The organism is Pseudochelatococcus lubricantis, from assembly GCF_042432495.1.
GTDB classification, from domain to species: Bacteria; Pseudomonadota; Alphaproteobacteria; order Rhizobiales; family Beijerinckiaceae; genus Pseudochelatococcus; species Pseudochelatococcus lubricantis.
Genome location: NZ_JBHLXC010000002.1, coordinates 1,062,847 through 1,078,358 on the forward strand (window position 1 = coordinate 1,062,847; position 15,512 = coordinate 1,078,358).

The window sequence follows — 15,512 nt, forward strand, 5'->3', positions numbered from 1 at the left end:
ACGGCGTGATTTCGGTTTTCCGTCCGCTGCCCTATCGGTCTTTTTCGACGGGAGGGGATTGAGAGTCTCCATGGCGCGGTACGTTTTCATCACTGGTGGTGTCGTTTCTTCCCTGGGGAAGGGCCTCGCGTCGGCGGCGCTGGGTGCCTTGCTGCAATCGCGCGGATACCGCGTGCGGCTGCGCAAGCTCGACCCCTATCTCAATGTCGATCCGGGCACGATGAGCCCTTACCAGCACGGTGAGGTGTTCGTGACGGACGACGGCGCCGAGACCGACCTCGATCTCGGCCATTACGAGCGCTTCACCGGCCGCCCCTGCACGCGCGACGACAACGTCACCACCGGCAGGTTGTATCTCGATATCCTGACGAAGGAGCGCCGGGGCGAATATCTGGGCGCCACCATCCAGGTCATTCCGCACGTCACCAATGCCATCAAGGACTTCGTTCTCGACGGCAACGACGATGTCGACTTCGTGCTGGTGGAGATCGGCGGCACGGTCGGCGACATCGAAAGCCTGCCGTTCCTGGAGGCGATTCGCCAGCTCGGCCAGGAACTGCCGCGCAACCATGCCGTGTTCATGCATCTGACGCTGCTGCCCTATATCCCGGCCGCAGGTGAGCTGAAGACGAAGCCGACCCAGCATTCGGTGGCGGAGCTTCGCTCCATCGGCATCCAGCCGCATATCCTGCTCTGCCGCACGGACCGGCCGATCCCCGTGGAGGAGCGGCGCAAGCTTTCACTGTTCTGCAACGTGCGCGAGAGCGCGGTGATCGAAGCCTGCGACGCAGCTTCCATCTACGATGTGCCGATCGCCTACCACGCGGAGGGGCTCGACAACGAGGTGCTGGCCGCTTTCGGCATGGAGGGCTCGCCGGAGCCCGACATCAGCGCCTGGAAGGCGATTTCCGAGCGGGTCAAGAACCCCGAAGGCGAGGTGACCATTGCCGTCGTCGGCAAGTATACCGGCCTCAAGGATGCCTACAAGTCGCTTATCGAAGCGCTCACCCACGGCGGCATCGCCAACCGGGTGAAGGTCAACCTGGACTGGATCGAGAGCGAGATCTTCGAGCGGGAGGACCCCGCGCCTTTCCTCGAACACGTCAACGGCATTCTCGTTCCGGGCGGTTTCGGCCAGCGCGGGGCGGAGGGCAAGATCAAGGCGGTGAGCTTCGCCCGCGAGCACAACGTGCCCTATTTCGGCATCTGCTTCGGCATGCAGATGGCGGTGATCGAGGCCGCGCGGTCGCTGGCGGGTATCGAGGAGGCCAATTCCACGGAATTCGGCCCCACGAGCGAGCCCGTCGTCGGCCTGCTGACGGAATGGGCGAAGGGCAACCTGCGTGAGGTGCGCCGCGCGGACAGCGACCTTGGCGGCACCATGCGCCTCGGCGCCTACAAGGCGGAACTCGCGCCGGACAGCCGGGTGGCGGAAATCTACGGATCGCTGGAGATTTCCGAGCGTCATCGTCATCGCTATGAAGTCAACATGGACTATCGCGAGCGGCTGGAGGCGGCGGGCCTGCGCTTCTCGGGCGTGTCGCCGGACGGCCTGCTGCCGGAGATCGTGGAGCGGATGGACCATCCCTGGTTCGTCGGCGTGCAGTTCCATCCGGAACTGAAGTCGCGCCCCTTCGCGCCACACCCGCTGTTCAGAAGTTTCATCGAGGCGGCGCTCAAGCAAAGCCGGCTGGTTTGACGAGACAACCGGGGCGCTGGTATGCAGCACCCCTTCCGTGGTATGGCGAAAGCGGTGGCAGTGGGGGATTGGCGGCGATGGTAACGACGCTGGGACAGTTCATCGATTTTCTGATCGATTTCATCATCGCGACGTTTCTCGTCGGCCTGTATCTGCTCATCTATACTTTCGCAACGTCCCATAACGAGTTCACGCTGATCAGGCGGAACGTCGTCTCGGCGGCGCTGTCGTTGGGGCTGAGCCTCATCGGCTTCGCGCTGCCGCTGTCCAGCGCCATCGTCAACACCAGCACCGTCGTCGATCTGGTGGTGTGGGGGCTCATCGCCATCGTCGTGCAGATCCTCGCTTATGGCTTCGCCCGGCTCGTCATCCCCGACCTGACGCGCCGTATCGCGGATGGCGAGGTCGCGGCGGCGACGTTTCTGGGTGCGGTATCGCTGACGGCGGGCATCGCCAACTCGGCCTGCATGGCGATCTGACAGATTTCGGGAGCGATTAGTTGAGCGACACGCACGCACAGGGCGAACAGACGATCGTCACCGTCGGCGAAGGGGCAGGGGCTGTCCGGTTCGGCAACGAACTGCCGCTGGCGCTGATCGCGGGACCGTGCCAGCTTGAGAGCCGCGCGCATGCGCTGGAAGTGGCCACCGCGATCAGGGAGATCGCGGGGCGGCTCGGCATCGGCGTGGTGTTCAAGACGTCGTTCGACAAGGCGAACCGCACCTCCATCAAGGCCGCGCGCGGCGTGGGCCTTGCGGAGGCGCTGCCGATCTTCGCGGAGATCCGCGAAACGCTCGGCCTGCCGGTGCTCACCGACGTTCACCTGCCGGAGCAATGCGCGCCCGTGGCAGAGGCGGTGGATGTGCTGCAAATTCCGGCCTTCCTCTGCCGCCAGACCGATCTTCTGGTCGCGGCCGCGCAGACGGGGCGGGCGGTGAATGTCAAGAAAGGCCAGTTCCTTGCCCCCTGGGACATGCGCCACGTTGCCGCCAAGATAACGCAGAGCGGCAATCCCAACGTGCTGGTGACGGAGCGTGGTGTTTCCTTCGGCTACAACACGCTGGTCAGCGACATGCGCGCACTGCCCATCATGGCCCAGACGACTGGCGCGCCGGTGATCTTCGACGCCACCCATTCCGTGCAGCAGCCGGGCGGGCAGGGCGCTTCGACGGGCGGTGAACGGCGTTTCGTGCCGGTGCTGGCGCGCGCGGCGGTTGCAGTCGGTGTCGCGGGTGTATTCATCGAAACCCACGAGAATCCGGACGCCGCGCCTTCCGACGGCCCCAACATGGTGCCGCTCAGCCAGTTGGAGACATTGCTGGCCGGGCTGCAGGCATTTGACGCGATCGCCAAGCGGCGGGGATGATGTCCCGCCGCCGGGATGGCGGCGGCTTTACTGCCCGTGCATTTGCATGGAAGCGAGCAGGGTGCCGTGGATCTGCCGCCGTGCATCGATATTGAAGCGGGCCTGCTCTTCGGCTGGTATATCGACGAAGTCGTCGACGAGATCATGCAGGGCGTCCTCGGGGGGCATTCCCATTCGCACCCCTTCCGACACGCGCCAGAACGCTTCCACGGTGAACAGCCCGCAGCCGTCGGGCACATTGTCCTGCATGTCCTGTTCGATGACCGTGATGCTGTTTTCCTTGATTCCAAGGGCCGCCAGCGCATTGAGCAGGGGGGCCTTGACGCCCGGCGCCCGCTGGCCCGAAGCAAGCTCGCGGCCCTCGTAGTAACCCGTTCTTGAGCTGAAAAAGACTGCGCGGGGCGTGCTGGTCTCATCTTTGTAAACAACGAGACTCATCCAGTGGTCGTCGTCGTTGAGGGGTACGAATATAGGCCTGTCGCTTTTCGACAGTTCGTCGAGCAGTGCATTGATGTCGAGATAACCGATCTCGGTGGCGCCGAGCGCCGAGACGTCACCCTGGTTGGCGTTATCGTTCGCCAGCGCGGCGATCGCCGTGTCCACCTCGATGCTTGACAGGAATCTGTTGTGACTCCACGGATCATCCCGCCGGCCCGACGGCAGCAGGGGGAAGACGGTATCGAGAATGGCATCTTGACCGAGCACGCTGGCGATTTCAGAACGGGTTGCGGCCGCGTTGATCTGCGCCGCGCCCGCGCCTGCCAGATAGAGAAGCGCGGATGGCGTCGTGAGCTTGTCCGCGGTTTCCGGAGACAGTTTGCCCTTGCCGCGCAAATCCTTGTTGCGTTCGTAAAAGCGCAGGGCATCCGCGGCCACGAGATCGGCGATGCCGCTCCTGCCTTCCGCCCGGCCGGAGAAGAGATTGAACAGGATCGATTCGGCTTCGTCGCCGATGGCGTCGGCCCGCGCGGACAGATTCAGCAGCAGCTCAATGCTGTCGGCGTCGCCGGCGGCGGCGTTGGCGGCCAACTTGTACAGGCTGGCCCCGGCAGTGGCGTCGGAGCCGGAAAGCAAAGCCGAGAGCTGCGCTTCGCTCAGGTTGGGAATATAGCTTGCGGCGGCGATCGTGGGCATGACGATATCCTTAAAAGGAACAAAAAAGCTGATAAAGCAATGTAAAATACGCCAGTTTTCACGCAATATATGTCACATGCCCGCCGCCTAAGCAACCGCATTCGTCGCATCTGCGCCGGCGCCTCACCCTGCCGGGCGCCGGTGTGCGCGTGCGGTTCCGGGTGCCGCTCCGCCGCGCCTGAGCACGAGCGTCGCCCATCCCTCGCGTTCCGAGCGCTTCCAGAGGCGCAGGCCCTGCGCGGCATAGGCCGAGAGCACGCCCGGCACGTCGCGCGGCAGGAGGCCGGAAAGCACGAGGGTACCCGGCCCGCTGAGAACGCCCGCAATGGCGGGGGCAAGCTGGCGCAAGGGCTTCGCCAGAATATTGGCGAAGACGAGGTCGAAGCGGCGCGGACGGTTCGCCAGCGCGTGGCGCACGCCGGGCGCGGCATAGTAGCGGATGAATTGGCCCGCGCCGTTGAGGCGTGCGTTGGCGCGCGCTACCGCGACGGCGACGGGGTCGATATCGCCCGCGACCACCCTGCGGCGGACGGCGCGCGCGGCGGCAAGCGCCAGAATGCCGGTTCCCGTGCCGACATCGAGCACCCGTTGCGGGCGGCGGCGGCGCAATTCATCCGCGAGCGCCAGCAGGCAGCCGAGCGTCGTGCCGTGGTGGCCGGTGCCGAAGGCAAGCGCGGCGTCGATCTCGATGGCGATGTCATTGGTGCGGACGGTATGCCGGTCATGGCTGCCGTGCACGAGGAAGCGCCCGGCACGCACCGGCTTCAGCCCGTCGAGGCTGGCCCGGACCCAGTCCTTCTGCGCGATGGCGGAAAAGGTCACCTCATCCGCCCGGTCGCCGATGACGAGGCGCAGCAGGTCGCGCACGCCCGCTTCGTCCGGCGCATGGGCGAAATAGGCCTCGACATGCCAGTGCCCGTCCTCGGTCTCGAACGAAGCAACCGCCGTCTCGGCGGGGTCGAACACTTCGCCGAGCAGCGCCGTCATGGCCTGGGCGGCATTCTCGTCCGTATCGAAGCGCAGGACGTGGGTAGGGTTGGGCGGCAGCAGGCCCTCATACATCGGCATCGTCGGTGTCCCGAATGAAAAGGAAAAGTCCCGAACGCTTACGCGGGTTTGACGAAACTGTCGATCACGGCCTTGCGCCCGGCCTTGTCGAAGTCGATCGTCAGTTTGTTGCCGTCGGCCGCGGCCACCGTGCCCGGGCCAAACTTCTGGTGGAACACCCGGTCGCCGGCACGGAAGGCGGAAGAGGCTGCGGCGCGGGCCACGATCTCGCCCTCGATGGTGTGGCCATGGCCGCCGCCCCGGCGCCCGCCCGGCGGCGCGCCCGTGGGCGCGCCGAAGCCCGGCCCGCTGTTCTGGCGCGCCCGCGTCCAGCCGGGTGTATTGTAGGTGGAGCCGAAGGCCCCGCTGCCCTGGTCGAAGCGGCTGCGGCCATAATTGCCATAGGAAAATGCGGCCGGCGCCTCCTTGACCTCGACATGTGCCTCCGGCAACTCATCGATGAATCGGGAGGGCGCGGTGGCGTTCCACAGGCCATGGATTCGGCGGTTCGAGGCGAACATGATCCGCGCCGACTTGCGCGCGCGCGTGAGGCCGACATACGCGAGGCGGCGCTCCTCCTCCAGCCCCGCCCGGCCCTGCTCGTCGAGCGCGCGCTGGTTGGGGAACAGCCCTTCCTCCCAGCCGGGCAGGAAGACGGTATCGAATTCGAGGCCCTTGGCGGCGTGCAGCGTCATCAGGGAGACGCGCTCGTGCGAATCACCCTCCGAAGCGTCCATGACGAGCGATACGTGTTCGAGAAATGCCTGCAGATCAGGAAATTCCTCCAGCGTGCGGATGAGTTCCTTGAGGTTGTCCAGCCGCCCGCCCGCCTCGGGCGACCGGTCGTTCTGCCACATGGTGGTGTAGCCCGATTCGTCGAGCACGATTTCCGCGAGTTCCGTGTGCGGCACCGTTTCCAGTTGCCGCGACCAGCGGTCGAAGGCGGCAAGCAGATCGCGCAGGGTGCTACGCTGCTTCGGCTTCAGCTCCTCGGTCTCGATGAGTGCGCGTGCCGCCTGCATCAGCGGAATGCCGGCGTGGCGGGCATAGGCGTGCAGTATCTGCAGCGTCGCGTCGCCCAGCCCGCGCTTCGGGGTGTTGAAGATGCGCTCGAAGGCGAGATCGTCAGCCTGCGACACGACGCAGCGGAAATACGCGAGTGCATCGCGAATCTCCAGCCGCTCGTAAAAGCGCGGCCCGCCGATGACGCGATAGGGAAGGCCGAGCTGGACGAAGCGGTCCTCGATCTCGCGCATCTGCGCGGAAATGCGCACCAGCACGGCAATCTGCGACAGCGGATGCGCCTGCGCCTGCAGCGTCTCGATGACCTCGCCGATCTGGCGCGCTTCCTCCTCCGAGTCCCAGGCGCCGGTAATGGCGACCGGCTCGCCCGCGGCGCCGTCCGTATGCAGCGTCTTGCCGAGCCGGTCCTCGTTATGGGCAATGAGATGGGAGGCGGCGGCGAGGATGTGCGCGGTGGAGCGGTAATTGCGTTCGAGGCGCACGACGGCGGCGCCCGGAAAATCATGCTCGAAGCGCAGGATGTTGTCGACCTCCGCCCCGCGCCAGCCGTAGATCGACTGGTCGTCGTCGCCGACGCAGCAGAGGTTCTGCCGCCCCTGTGCCAGCAGACGCAGCCACAGGTATTGCGCGACGTTGGTATCCTGATACTCGTCCACGAGAATATAACGGAAGCGGTCCTGATAGCGGGCCAGCACGTCCGGATTCTCGCGGAACAGGCGGATCGTCTCGACCAGCAGGTCGCCGAAATCGACCGCGTTCAACACCTTGAGGCGCTCCTGATAGAGCTTGTAAAGCGCCGCGCCACGCCCGTTGGCGAAGCCTTGCGCCTCGCCGGCGGAGACCTTGTCCGGTGTCAGGGCGCGGTTTTTCCAGCTATCGATGAGGTGCGCCAGTTGCCGCGCCGGCCAGCGCTTGTCGTCAAGGTTTTCCGCCCGGATGATCTGCTTCAGCAGGCGAATCTGGTCATCCGTGTCGAGGATGGTGAAGTCGCTCTTCAGGCCGACCAGTTCGGCATGGCGGCGCAGGATCTTGGTGCCGATGGCGTGGAAGGTGCCGAGCCACGGCATGCCTTCCGCGACCGCCCCCACCAGCGCGGTGATGCGTTCCTTCATCTCGCGCGCGGCCTTGTTGGTGAAGGTGACCGCCAGGATTTGCGAGGGGAAAGCACGGCCGGTGGCGATGAGGTGCGCGATGCGGGTGGTCAGCACGCGCGTCTTGCCCGTACCCGCGCCTGCCAGCACGAGCAGCGGGCCCTCCAGCGTCTCGACCGCGCGCCGCTGCTCCAGATTCAGCCCCGTGAGGTAGGGGACTTGCGGCTGCACGGCCCGCCGTGCCTTCTCGCCGAGCGACAGGGAAGGGACGGGCACGGATTTGTCGGGCAACGGATCGGTCACGGAAGCGCGTTCAACCTTCAGGGCCGATCCACGGGCGGAATCGGCATGCGGAAACAGTTCTGTTTTCATTCTATACCAATATAGCCAGTTCGCGAGCCCTCGCGTGACGTGGCTACCGGCATCCGGCCATTGTCATTCGGGTTCGTTTCTCGTCTCCGTGCCCGCGGCTTCCGGGCGCGGGCGAACGGTGTCGCGCAGGTGCTCGAAATAGGCAGTGGCGTCCTTCCAGACTCCTTGCCGGGCGACGATGACGAAGCGGATGAACTGCGCGCGGTCGAAGCGGATGGCCTGCAGAACCCGCACCTTCGCGCCGGTCGTGGCATCCTGCGCGTCGGCCTCCATCTCGTGCCACGCGACGCCGTCGCGCGTGACGCCCTCTCCCCGCCGGATCTGCATCCCCTGCACGCCCGAGAGGCTCCCGAAAGACTGACGGGCGAAGCGGTCCTGTTCCAGCGCGCCGGCGATAGCCGCCTTGCTGCCGCCGATGATGATCACAGGTTGTTCCGCGCCCTGCACCAGGTCCTTCGGGCCGAGCGTCAGCATCACGGAACTGCCAGAAATCACGCGGGAAATGCGGAAAGCGGGCCGCTTGTCCTTGCCGTCGGCCTCGTCGATCGTGAAGGGCAGCGTGCCCAGCTCCGCCAGCAGGCCGGCATGGTCGCGCTGTGCAAGCGAGCGCAAGGTGCGCAGCACCACATCGTCCGTATAGATGTCGCGCGCCCGCTCGGAAACCTGGAACGTTACCGCCGAAGCGGCCGATGCCGTTCCGCGCGCCAGCACCCATTTGTAGACGTTCTTGCCGTCGATATCGTGGCGGCCTTCCACCAGCACGCCCTTGCCGCCCTCCACGGGCCACGGCTCGCGCCGGATCAGCTCGAACCCTTGCGGCTCGCGCTTCGGGTCGCGCAGGTCCTTTTCGAGTCCGGCAAACAGTTCCGGCGGCATCTCCATCAGGATGATGGCGGACTCGCGCGCCTCGTCCTCGAAGCCGGCGAAGCGGTCCGAGGGCACCATTTCGGCCGGCGGTACGAGGCCGATGCCGAGCCCCGGCGGAAACACGCGCACGGGCGCTTCCTCGGCGAACGCGGGCGGAACGGCACCAAGCAGCGCGCCCGGCACAAACCCCACGCCGCACAGAAGCGCCAGCGCGATGAGACTCCTCCTGCCAGCCGCTTTCATCTGCTCTCCCGTTCTTGCCCGCGCAGCCCGATGACCGCCGGTCACGCTTCCAGAATGGCTTTCGACTCCACGGTGCTGTCGGCGTTGAGACGATAGACCAGCGGCACGCCTGTGGCGAGTTCCACCGTCGGGATCGTCTCGGGCGTCAGCCTCTCCAGCACCATCAGCAGCGCACGCAGCGAGTTGCCGTGCGCCGCCACCAGCACCTTCTCGCCACGTAGCACTGCCGGCAGAATGTTCTGGACATAATATGGCAGCACGCGGGCAACCGTATCTTTCAGGCTTTCGCCGCCGGGCGGCGGCACGTCGTAGGAGCGGCGCCACACATGCACCTGCTCCTCGCCCCACCGCTGGCGCGCGTCGTCCTTGTTCAGGCCGGAAAGGTCGCCATAGTTGCGCTCGTTGAGGGCCAGGTCACGCACGACAGGCAGATCCGTCTGGCCGAGTTCCTCCTGAATCAGCGCGAGCGTATGCTGGGCGCGGATCAGGTCGGAGGTGTAGGCGCGGTCGAAGACGATGCCCTGTTCCTTCAGCTTCCTGCCGGCTGCGCGCGCCTCGGCGATGCCTGCTTCCGTCAGATCGGGGTCTTTCCACCCGGTGAACAGATTTTTCAGGTTCCAATCGCTCTGGCCGTGACGGACGAGCACAAGAAGGCGCGACATTCAGCAATCTCCCACAGGCGGAATCGAAAACTCAGGCGATCTTATCGCGTTTATCATATATCCGCGATGCCGAGCACGTCGGCCATCGTATAAAGCCCCGGCGCGCGGCCCTTGCCCCAGACGGCAGCCTTGACGGCGCCGCGGGCGAAGATGCCCCTGTCCTCCGCCCGGTGGCCCAGTTCGATGCGCTCGCCGGCGGCCGCGAAGATCACATTATGCTCGCCCACGACGGAGCCGCCGCGCAACGTTGCGAAGCCGATGTCGCCGGGCGTGCGCGGGCCGGTGTAGCCGTCGCGCACCCGCTGGGCGTGATCCTTCAGCGCGATGCCGCGCCCGGCCGCCGCCGCCTCGCCCAGCAGCAGCGCCGTGCCGGACGGCGCGTCGACCTTGTGCCGATGGTGCATTTCGAGGATCTCGATGTCGAAATCCGCGTCCAGCGTCCTGGCCGCGCGGCGCACCAGCGCCGCCAGCAGATTGACGCCAAGGCTCATGTTGCCAGAACGCACGATGACTGTTTCCTGCGCGGACCGGTCGATCTCGGCAAGCTCCGCCTCGGCGAAGCCCGTGGTGCCGATGACGTGCACCACTCCGGCGCGTGCCGCTTCGCGCGCGAAGGCGACCGATGCCTCGGGCCGGGTAAAGTCGAGCACGCCGTCCGCAGTCGCGAACGCGGCGGCGACATCCTCCGTCACCGGCACGCCGAGCGGGCCCACGCCGGCGAGTTCGCCGGCATCCCGTCCGAGTTCGGCGGCGCCGGGGCGCTCGATGGCGGCGGCGAGCGTTACCCCCGCCGCTTCCGAGACCGTGCGCACCAGCATGCGGCCCATGCGTCCGCCCGCCCCGACAACGACAAGCCGAAAATCACTCATTGAATCGTCACCTGAAGCAAGAATGGATCAATCCACGCCCTCGACCACAACGAACTCGGCGACGCTGGCGTTCTCACGCTCCTGCTTCGCCGCCTGGTAGTCGTCCGAGTAGTAATAGTCGCGCGCCTTCTCGAAACTGTCGAACTCGAGAATCACGTTGCGCTCGCGTGGCGCGCCCTCCAGCGTCTCGAAGCGGCCGCCACGCACGAGGGCGCGCGCGCCGTGCCTGGCGCTGGCGCCAGCGGCCAGCTTCGCGTAGACGGCGAACTGGTCGGGATCGGTCACATCGATCCGGGCGATGAGATAGCCCTTGGCCATTGTTTCCTCCTTGGCGTCCGGCTCCCGAAGGCTTGCCGGGATGCGCGGATATTCTTACGGCGCCGACGCTGCGGCGATTTCCTCGACAATCGCCTCGGCCGCGCGGCGCGGATCGCCGGCGGCGGTCACGGGACGGCCTACGACAAGATAATCCGCGCCCGCACGGATCGCCTCGCCCGGCGTGACGATGCGCTTCTGGTCGTTCGCATCGGATCCGGCGGGGCGGATGCCCGGTGTCACCAGCAGCAGGTCGGCGCCGACGAGGGCACGCAGCTCCGCCACTTCCGCGGCGGACAGGATGATGCCGTCCGCACCCGCATCCCGCGTCTGTAGCGCGCGCCGCTCCACCGTCTCCCGCACGCCGGACCTGTATCCGGCGGCGGCGAGATCGGCGTTGTCGTAGGAGGTCATGACGGTGACGCCCAGGATCTTCAGCGATGATCCGGCCTTGCCCGACACGGCGGCTGCCAGCGTCTGCGGATAGGCGTGAACGGTGAGGAATGTCGCACCGATGCGCGCGATCTGCGCCGTCGCCCGCTCGACCGTCGTCGGGATGTCGTGCAGCTTGAGATCGAGGAAGACCCGCTTGCCCTCGCCGACCAGCCTGCTGGCAAGGTCCAGCCCGCCGCCGTAGACGATTTCCATGCCGAGCTTGTAGAACGACACGCTGTCGCCGAGCCGCTCCACGAGCGCGCGCGCCTGTCCGGCGTCCGGCACGTCGAGGGCGACGATCAGCCTGTCGCGGGCCGTGTCACTTGCCACGGCGATAGACCCAGACACGCGCCGGCGGCAGGTTCCACCATACCCGGCCGGACGGCCTGGCGCTGTAGCTGCCCCCTTCCTTCGGGATGGGCGGCACGACGGCATAGGTGAACTGGACGAACGGCGCCCCCGGATGCATCAGCGAGAATGCGTCCTCAAGCAGCGCCAGGCGCTGGGGCAACGGCTTGGTGAACAGCGGCAGGCTGGAAACGACGCCCGCCGCCGGCTCCCGCACAATGCCGCGCAACGTTTCGCCCAGGCCGTAGGCGTCGCCCTGAATGACGTTGACGGCGGGGAAACGCTGCCGCAGAAGCTTGCAGAAGTCGGGGTTGAACTCCACCAGCACCAGCCGCTCGGGCGCCAGTCCGCGCTTCAGCAGGGCCTCGGTGACGGGCCCGGTGCCCGGCCCCAGTTCAATCACGAAGCCCGGCAGCGCGGGGTCGATGTAGTTCGCCATGGTGCGCGCGAGCGCACGCCCCGAAGGCTTGACCGCGCCGGTGACGAGCGGATGCTCCACCCACGATTTCAGAAACCGCGCATCGTCCCGGATGCCTTGCGGCTTGTCCTTGAGGAGGGACGGCCGCGGGCCGGGTTTCTGGGAGAAGTGTTGTTCGGGAACGGGTTGCTCAGACACGGGTGTGACTTTCCTCGCTGGTGGAGGTTACTCAGGCGCACCCCCACGGATACACCCTTCCGCCTTGAAAATGCATTGTCCGGATTAGGAAATCCAATGAAAACGAATGCCAATAATGGCATTTTGCAGCCGGAGCGGCGCGAATTTCACCGATTTCTCAGGAAGCGCCTCCCAAGCCTTCGAAAAAATCCTTCACCCGCGCCAGAAATCCCGCACTCTCGGGATGTGTGTCGCCGGACGATTCCTTCTCGAACTCGGCCAGCAGTTCCCTCTGCCGGCGCGTGAGGTTCTGCGGCGTCTCGACCACGACCTGGATGTAGAGGTCGCCGAAATCGCGGGAACGCAGCACCGGCATGCCCTTGCCGCGCAGGCGGAACTGTTTGCCTGTCTGGGTGCCCGCCGGCACCTGCACGCGCACTTCCTGCCCGGCCACGGTCGGCACGTCGAACTCGCCGCCGAGCGCCGCCGTCACCATGGAGATCGGCACGCGGCAGAACAGGTCCGCGCCGTCGCGCTGGTAGAGTTCGTGCGGCCGCACCGAGAGGAAGATGTAGAGATCGCCCGGCGGTCCGCCGCGCAGACCGGCCTCGCCTTCGCCCGTCAGGCGGATGCGCGTCCCGTCCTCGACGCCAGGCGGAACATTCACGGAGAGGGTGCGGTTGCGCGTGACGCGGCCGGCGCCGGCACATACGGCGCAAGGATTCTCGATAATCTGGCCGCGCCCCTGGCAGGTGGGGCAGGTGCGCTCGATGGCGAAGAAGCCCTGCTGGGCGCGCACGCGGCCTGCGCCGCCGCAGGTGGGGCACTGGCGCGGCTTCGATCCGGCCCGCGCACCGGTGCCCGTGCAGGCCTCGCACACGACGGAGGACGGCACCTCGATGGTCTCGGTCTTGCCGGAATACGCATCCTCAAGCGATATTTCGAGGTTGTAGCGCATGTCCGCGCCACGTTCCCGCCCGCCCGCGCCGCGCTGGCGCGGGCCTGCGCGCGTGTCGCCGAAGAACGTGTCGAAGATGTCCGTCATGAAGTCGGAGAAATCGTTGCCGAAGCCTGCGGCGCCCGGCGCGCCGGCCTGTTCGAAGGCCGCATGGCCATACCGGTCGTAGGCGCCGCGCTTCTGCGGATCCTTCAGGACCTCGTAGGCTTCGTTGATTTCCTTGAATTGCGCTTCCGCCTGCGCGTCACCCGGATTCCGATCCGGGTGATACTGCATGGCCAGCTTGCGAAAGGCCACCTTGATTTCCGCGTCCACCGCTCCGCGCGAAACGCCCAGCGCCTCGTAATAATCCCTCTTGGCCATCCGTTCCTGCCTTCGATGACCGGACCCCATCACGTCGTCGGTCCCGCCGTACCCCGACGAAGCAGGGCAAACCCACCAACCGCATTGTCGCTGTCGATGCGAGAAGATGCAAACGGCCCGGCGCGAACGCCGGGCCGGCCGTCATGAAATCAGGCGCGCTTCTTCTTGTCGTCGTCGACTTCCTGGAAGTCGGCGTCGATCACATCCTCGCCCTGTCCGGCGGCGCCCGCGCCCGCTTCCGCCTGCTCGCCGGCAGCGGCGCCCTCGGCGGTCTGGCCCGCCTTGTAGATGGCCTCGCCCAGCTTCAGCGAAGCCTGCATCAGGTCGTTCGTGCGCGCCTTGATGGCCTCAAGGTCCTCGCCTTCCAGCGCCTTGCGCAGGTCGGCGATGGCGCTCTCGATGGCGGTCTTCTCGGCCGCGCCCACCTTGTCGCCGTGCTCCTCCACCGACTTCTCGGTGGAATGGATGAGCCCCTCGGCCTGGTTCCTGGCCTCGACAAGCTCGCGGCGCTTCTTGTCCTCGGCGGCATGCGCCTCGGCGTCCTTGACCATCTTCTCGATGTCGGACTCGGACAGGCCGCCCGAGGCCTGGATGCGGATGGTCTGTTCCTTGTTCGTCGCCTTGTCCTTGGCGGACACGTTGACGATGCCGTTGGCGTCGATATCGAACGTCACCTCGACCTGCGGCACGCCGCGCGGCGCGGGGGGAATGCCGATCAGGTCGAACTGGCCGAGCAGCTTGTTATCCGCCGCCATCTCGCGCTCGCCCTGGAACACACGGATCGTAACCGCCGTCTGGCTGTCGTCGGCCGTGGAGAACACCTGGCTCTTCTTGGTCGGGATGGTCGTGTTGCGGTCGATGAGGCGCGTGAACACGCCGCCCAGCGTCTCGATGCCGAGCGACAGCGGCGTCACGTCGAGCAGCAGCACGTCCTTCACGTCGCCCTGCAGCACGCCGGCCTGCACCGCGGCGCCGATGGCGACGACCTCGTCCGGGTTGACGCCCTTGTGCGGCTCCTTGCCGAAGAACTGCTTGACGACTTCCTGCACCTTGGGCATGCGCGTCATGCCGCCGACGAGCACGACCTCATCGATGCTGCCGGCCGCGAGGCCCGCATCCTTGAGTGCCTTGCGGCAGGGCTCGACGGTGCGCTCGATCAGGTCCTCGACGAGCTGCTCGAACTTGGCGCGCGACAGCTTGATGGCGAGATGCTTCGGGCCCGTCGCGTCGGCCGTGATGTAGGGCAGATTGATTTCGGTCTGGGCCGCGGACGACAGCTCGATCTTGGCCTTCTCCGCCGCTTCCTTCAGGCGCTGCAGGGCGAGCTTGTCCTTGCGCAGGTCGATTCCCTGCTCGCGCTTGAACTCGTCGGCCAGATATTCCACCAGACGGTTATCGAAGTCCTCGCCGCCGAGGAACGTGTCGCCGTTCGTCGACTTCACTTCGAACACGCCGTCGCCGATCTCGAGAATCGACACGTCGAACGTGCCGCCGCCGAGGTCGTACACGGCGATGGTGCCGGTGGAGCGCTTGTCGAGACCGTAGGCGAGGGCGGCTGCCGTCGGCTCGTTGATGATGCGCAGCACTTCGAGGCCGGCGATCTTGCCGGCGTCCTTGGTGGCCTGGCGCTGCGCGTCGTTGAAGTAGGCGGGGACGGTGATCACGGCCTGCGTGACAGGCTGCCCGAGATGCGCTTCCGCCGTTTCCTTCATCTTCTGCAGGACGAAGGCGGAGATCTGCGAGGGCGAGTAATCCTTGCCGTCCGCGCGCACCCAGGCATCGCCGTTGGCGGCGCGAATGATCTTGTAGGGGACGAGGTTAAGGTCCTTCTGCGTCAGCGGGTCGTCGTAGGAGCGACCGATCAGGCGCTTGATGGCGAAGAACGTGCGCTCCGGATTCGTCACCGCCTGGCGCTTGGCCGGCTGGCCGACGAGGCGCTCGCCGTCGTCCGTGAATGCGACGATGGAGGGCGTCGTGCGCGCGCCTTCCGCGTTCTCGATGACCTTCGGCGTCGTCCCTTCCATCACTGCGACGCAGGAATTGGTTGTGCCGAGGTCGATACCGATAACCTTACCCATGGAGATCCCTCACTTTCAAGCAGACCGCCCCCCGGACCCCGTAGCGA

The 15,512-nt window shown here is 66.3% G+C and carries 14 protein-coding genes; 3 read left to right on the plus strand and 11 right to left on the minus strand.

The window, feature by feature from the left end; all coding sequences use genetic code 11:
* The first annotated feature begins 70 nt into the window (after positions 1 to 70).
* From pyrG to kdsA, 3 genes are all read left to right on the plus strand, one after another.
* Positions 71 to 1,699 carry a CTP synthase gene (gene pyrG, locus ACFFJ7_RS07610; protein ID WP_377591589.1) on the plus strand — a complete coding sequence of 543 codons (1,629 nt, stop codon included), beginning with the start codon at positions 71 to 73 and terminating at the stop codon, positions 1,697 to 1,699.
* A 77-nt stretch (positions 1,700 to 1,776) separates the two neighbouring features.
* Entirely contained in the window at positions 1,777 to 2,178 is a 402-nt protein-coding gene (locus ACFFJ7_RS07615; protein WP_166948533.1) for a DUF350 domain-containing protein, read from the plus strand.
* A gap of 53 nt (positions 2,179 to 2,231) precedes the next feature.
* Positions 2,232 to 3,065 carry a 3-deoxy-8-phosphooctulonate synthase gene (gene kdsA, locus ACFFJ7_RS07620; RefSeq protein WP_377592110.1) on the plus strand — a complete coding sequence of 278 codons (834 nt, stop codon included), beginning with the start codon at positions 2,232 to 2,234 and terminating at the stop codon, positions 3,063 to 3,065.
* 27 nt (positions 3,066 to 3,092) lie between these two features.
* On the opposite strand, the gene ACFFJ7_RS07625 is transcribed toward kdsA, so the two are convergent.
* The 11 genes from ACFFJ7_RS07625 to dnaK all read right to left on the minus strand — a co-directional run bounded on the left by ACFFJ7_RS07625 (position 3,093) and on the right by dnaK (position 15,465).
* A complete protein-coding gene (locus tag ACFFJ7_RS07625; RefSeq protein WP_377591591.1) occupies positions 3,093 to 4,199 on the minus strand; it encodes an ElaD/SseL family deubiquitinase in 1,107 nt (368 codons plus the stop codon).
* 123 nt (positions 4,200 to 4,322) lie between these two features.
* Positions 4,323 to 5,261, minus strand: coding sequence for a 50S ribosomal protein L11 methyltransferase (locus ACFFJ7_RS07630; protein ID WP_377592111.1), 939 nt, complete (start codon positions 5,259 to 5,261; stop codon positions 4,323 to 4,325).
* Positions 5,262 to 5,305: 44 nt separating this feature from the next.
* A complete protein-coding gene (locus ACFFJ7_RS07635) occupies positions 5,306 to 7,732 on the minus strand; it encodes an ATP-dependent helicase (RefSeq protein WP_377591593.1) in 2,427 nt (808 codons plus the stop codon).
* 63 nt (positions 7,733 to 7,795) lie between these two features.
* Positions 7,796 to 8,842 (minus strand): hypothetical protein, encoded by a 1,047-nt coding sequence (locus ACFFJ7_RS07640; protein WP_377591595.1) that lies wholly within the window; start codon positions 8,840 to 8,842, stop codon positions 7,796 to 7,798.
* Between the two features lie 41 nt (positions 8,843 to 8,883).
* Positions 8,884 to 9,504 (minus strand): 2,3-bisphosphoglycerate-dependent phosphoglycerate mutase, encoded by a 621-nt coding sequence (locus ACFFJ7_RS07645; protein WP_166948541.1) that lies wholly within the window; start codon positions 9,502 to 9,504, stop codon positions 8,884 to 8,886.
* A 53-nt stretch (positions 9,505 to 9,557) separates the two neighbouring features.
* Positions 9,558 to 10,373 carry a 4-hydroxy-tetrahydrodipicolinate reductase gene (dapB, locus tag ACFFJ7_RS07650; RefSeq protein ID WP_377591598.1) on the minus strand — a complete coding sequence of 272 codons (816 nt, stop codon included), beginning with the start codon at positions 10,371 to 10,373 and terminating at the stop codon, positions 9,558 to 9,560.
* 27 nt (positions 10,374 to 10,400) lie between these two features.
* Complete coding sequence (locus ACFFJ7_RS07655; protein ID WP_166948545.1) at positions 10,401 to 10,691, minus strand: DUF1330 domain-containing protein; 291 nt, start codon at positions 10,689 to 10,691, stop codon at positions 10,401 to 10,403.
* 54 nt (positions 10,692 to 10,745) lie between these two features.
* Entirely contained in the window at positions 10,746 to 11,453 is a 708-nt protein-coding gene (gene pyrF, locus ACFFJ7_RS07660) for an orotidine-5'-phosphate decarboxylase (RefSeq protein ID WP_377591601.1), read from the minus strand.
* On the minus strand, positions 11,443 to 12,003 hold the full coding sequence (locus ACFFJ7_RS07665; RefSeq protein WP_343042495.1) for a class I SAM-dependent methyltransferase: 561 nt from the start codon (positions 12,001 to 12,003) through the stop codon (positions 11,443 to 11,445). Before ACFFJ7_RS07665 ends, pyrF begins: the two co-directional genes overlap by 11 nt.
* Positions 12,004 to 12,244: 241 nt before the next feature.
* Positions 12,245 to 13,387: a molecular chaperone DnaJ gene (dnaJ, locus tag ACFFJ7_RS07670; RefSeq protein WP_166948551.1), complete on the minus strand. Its 1,143-nt coding sequence runs from the start codon at positions 13,385 to 13,387 to the stop codon at positions 12,245 to 12,247.
* 149 nt (positions 13,388 to 13,536) lie between these two features.
* Positions 13,537 to 15,465 (minus strand): molecular chaperone DnaK, encoded by a 1,929-nt coding sequence (gene dnaK / locus ACFFJ7_RS07675; RefSeq protein ID WP_377591603.1) that lies wholly within the window; start codon positions 15,463 to 15,465, stop codon positions 13,537 to 13,539.
* Positions 15,466 to 15,512: the final 47 nt, after the last annotated feature.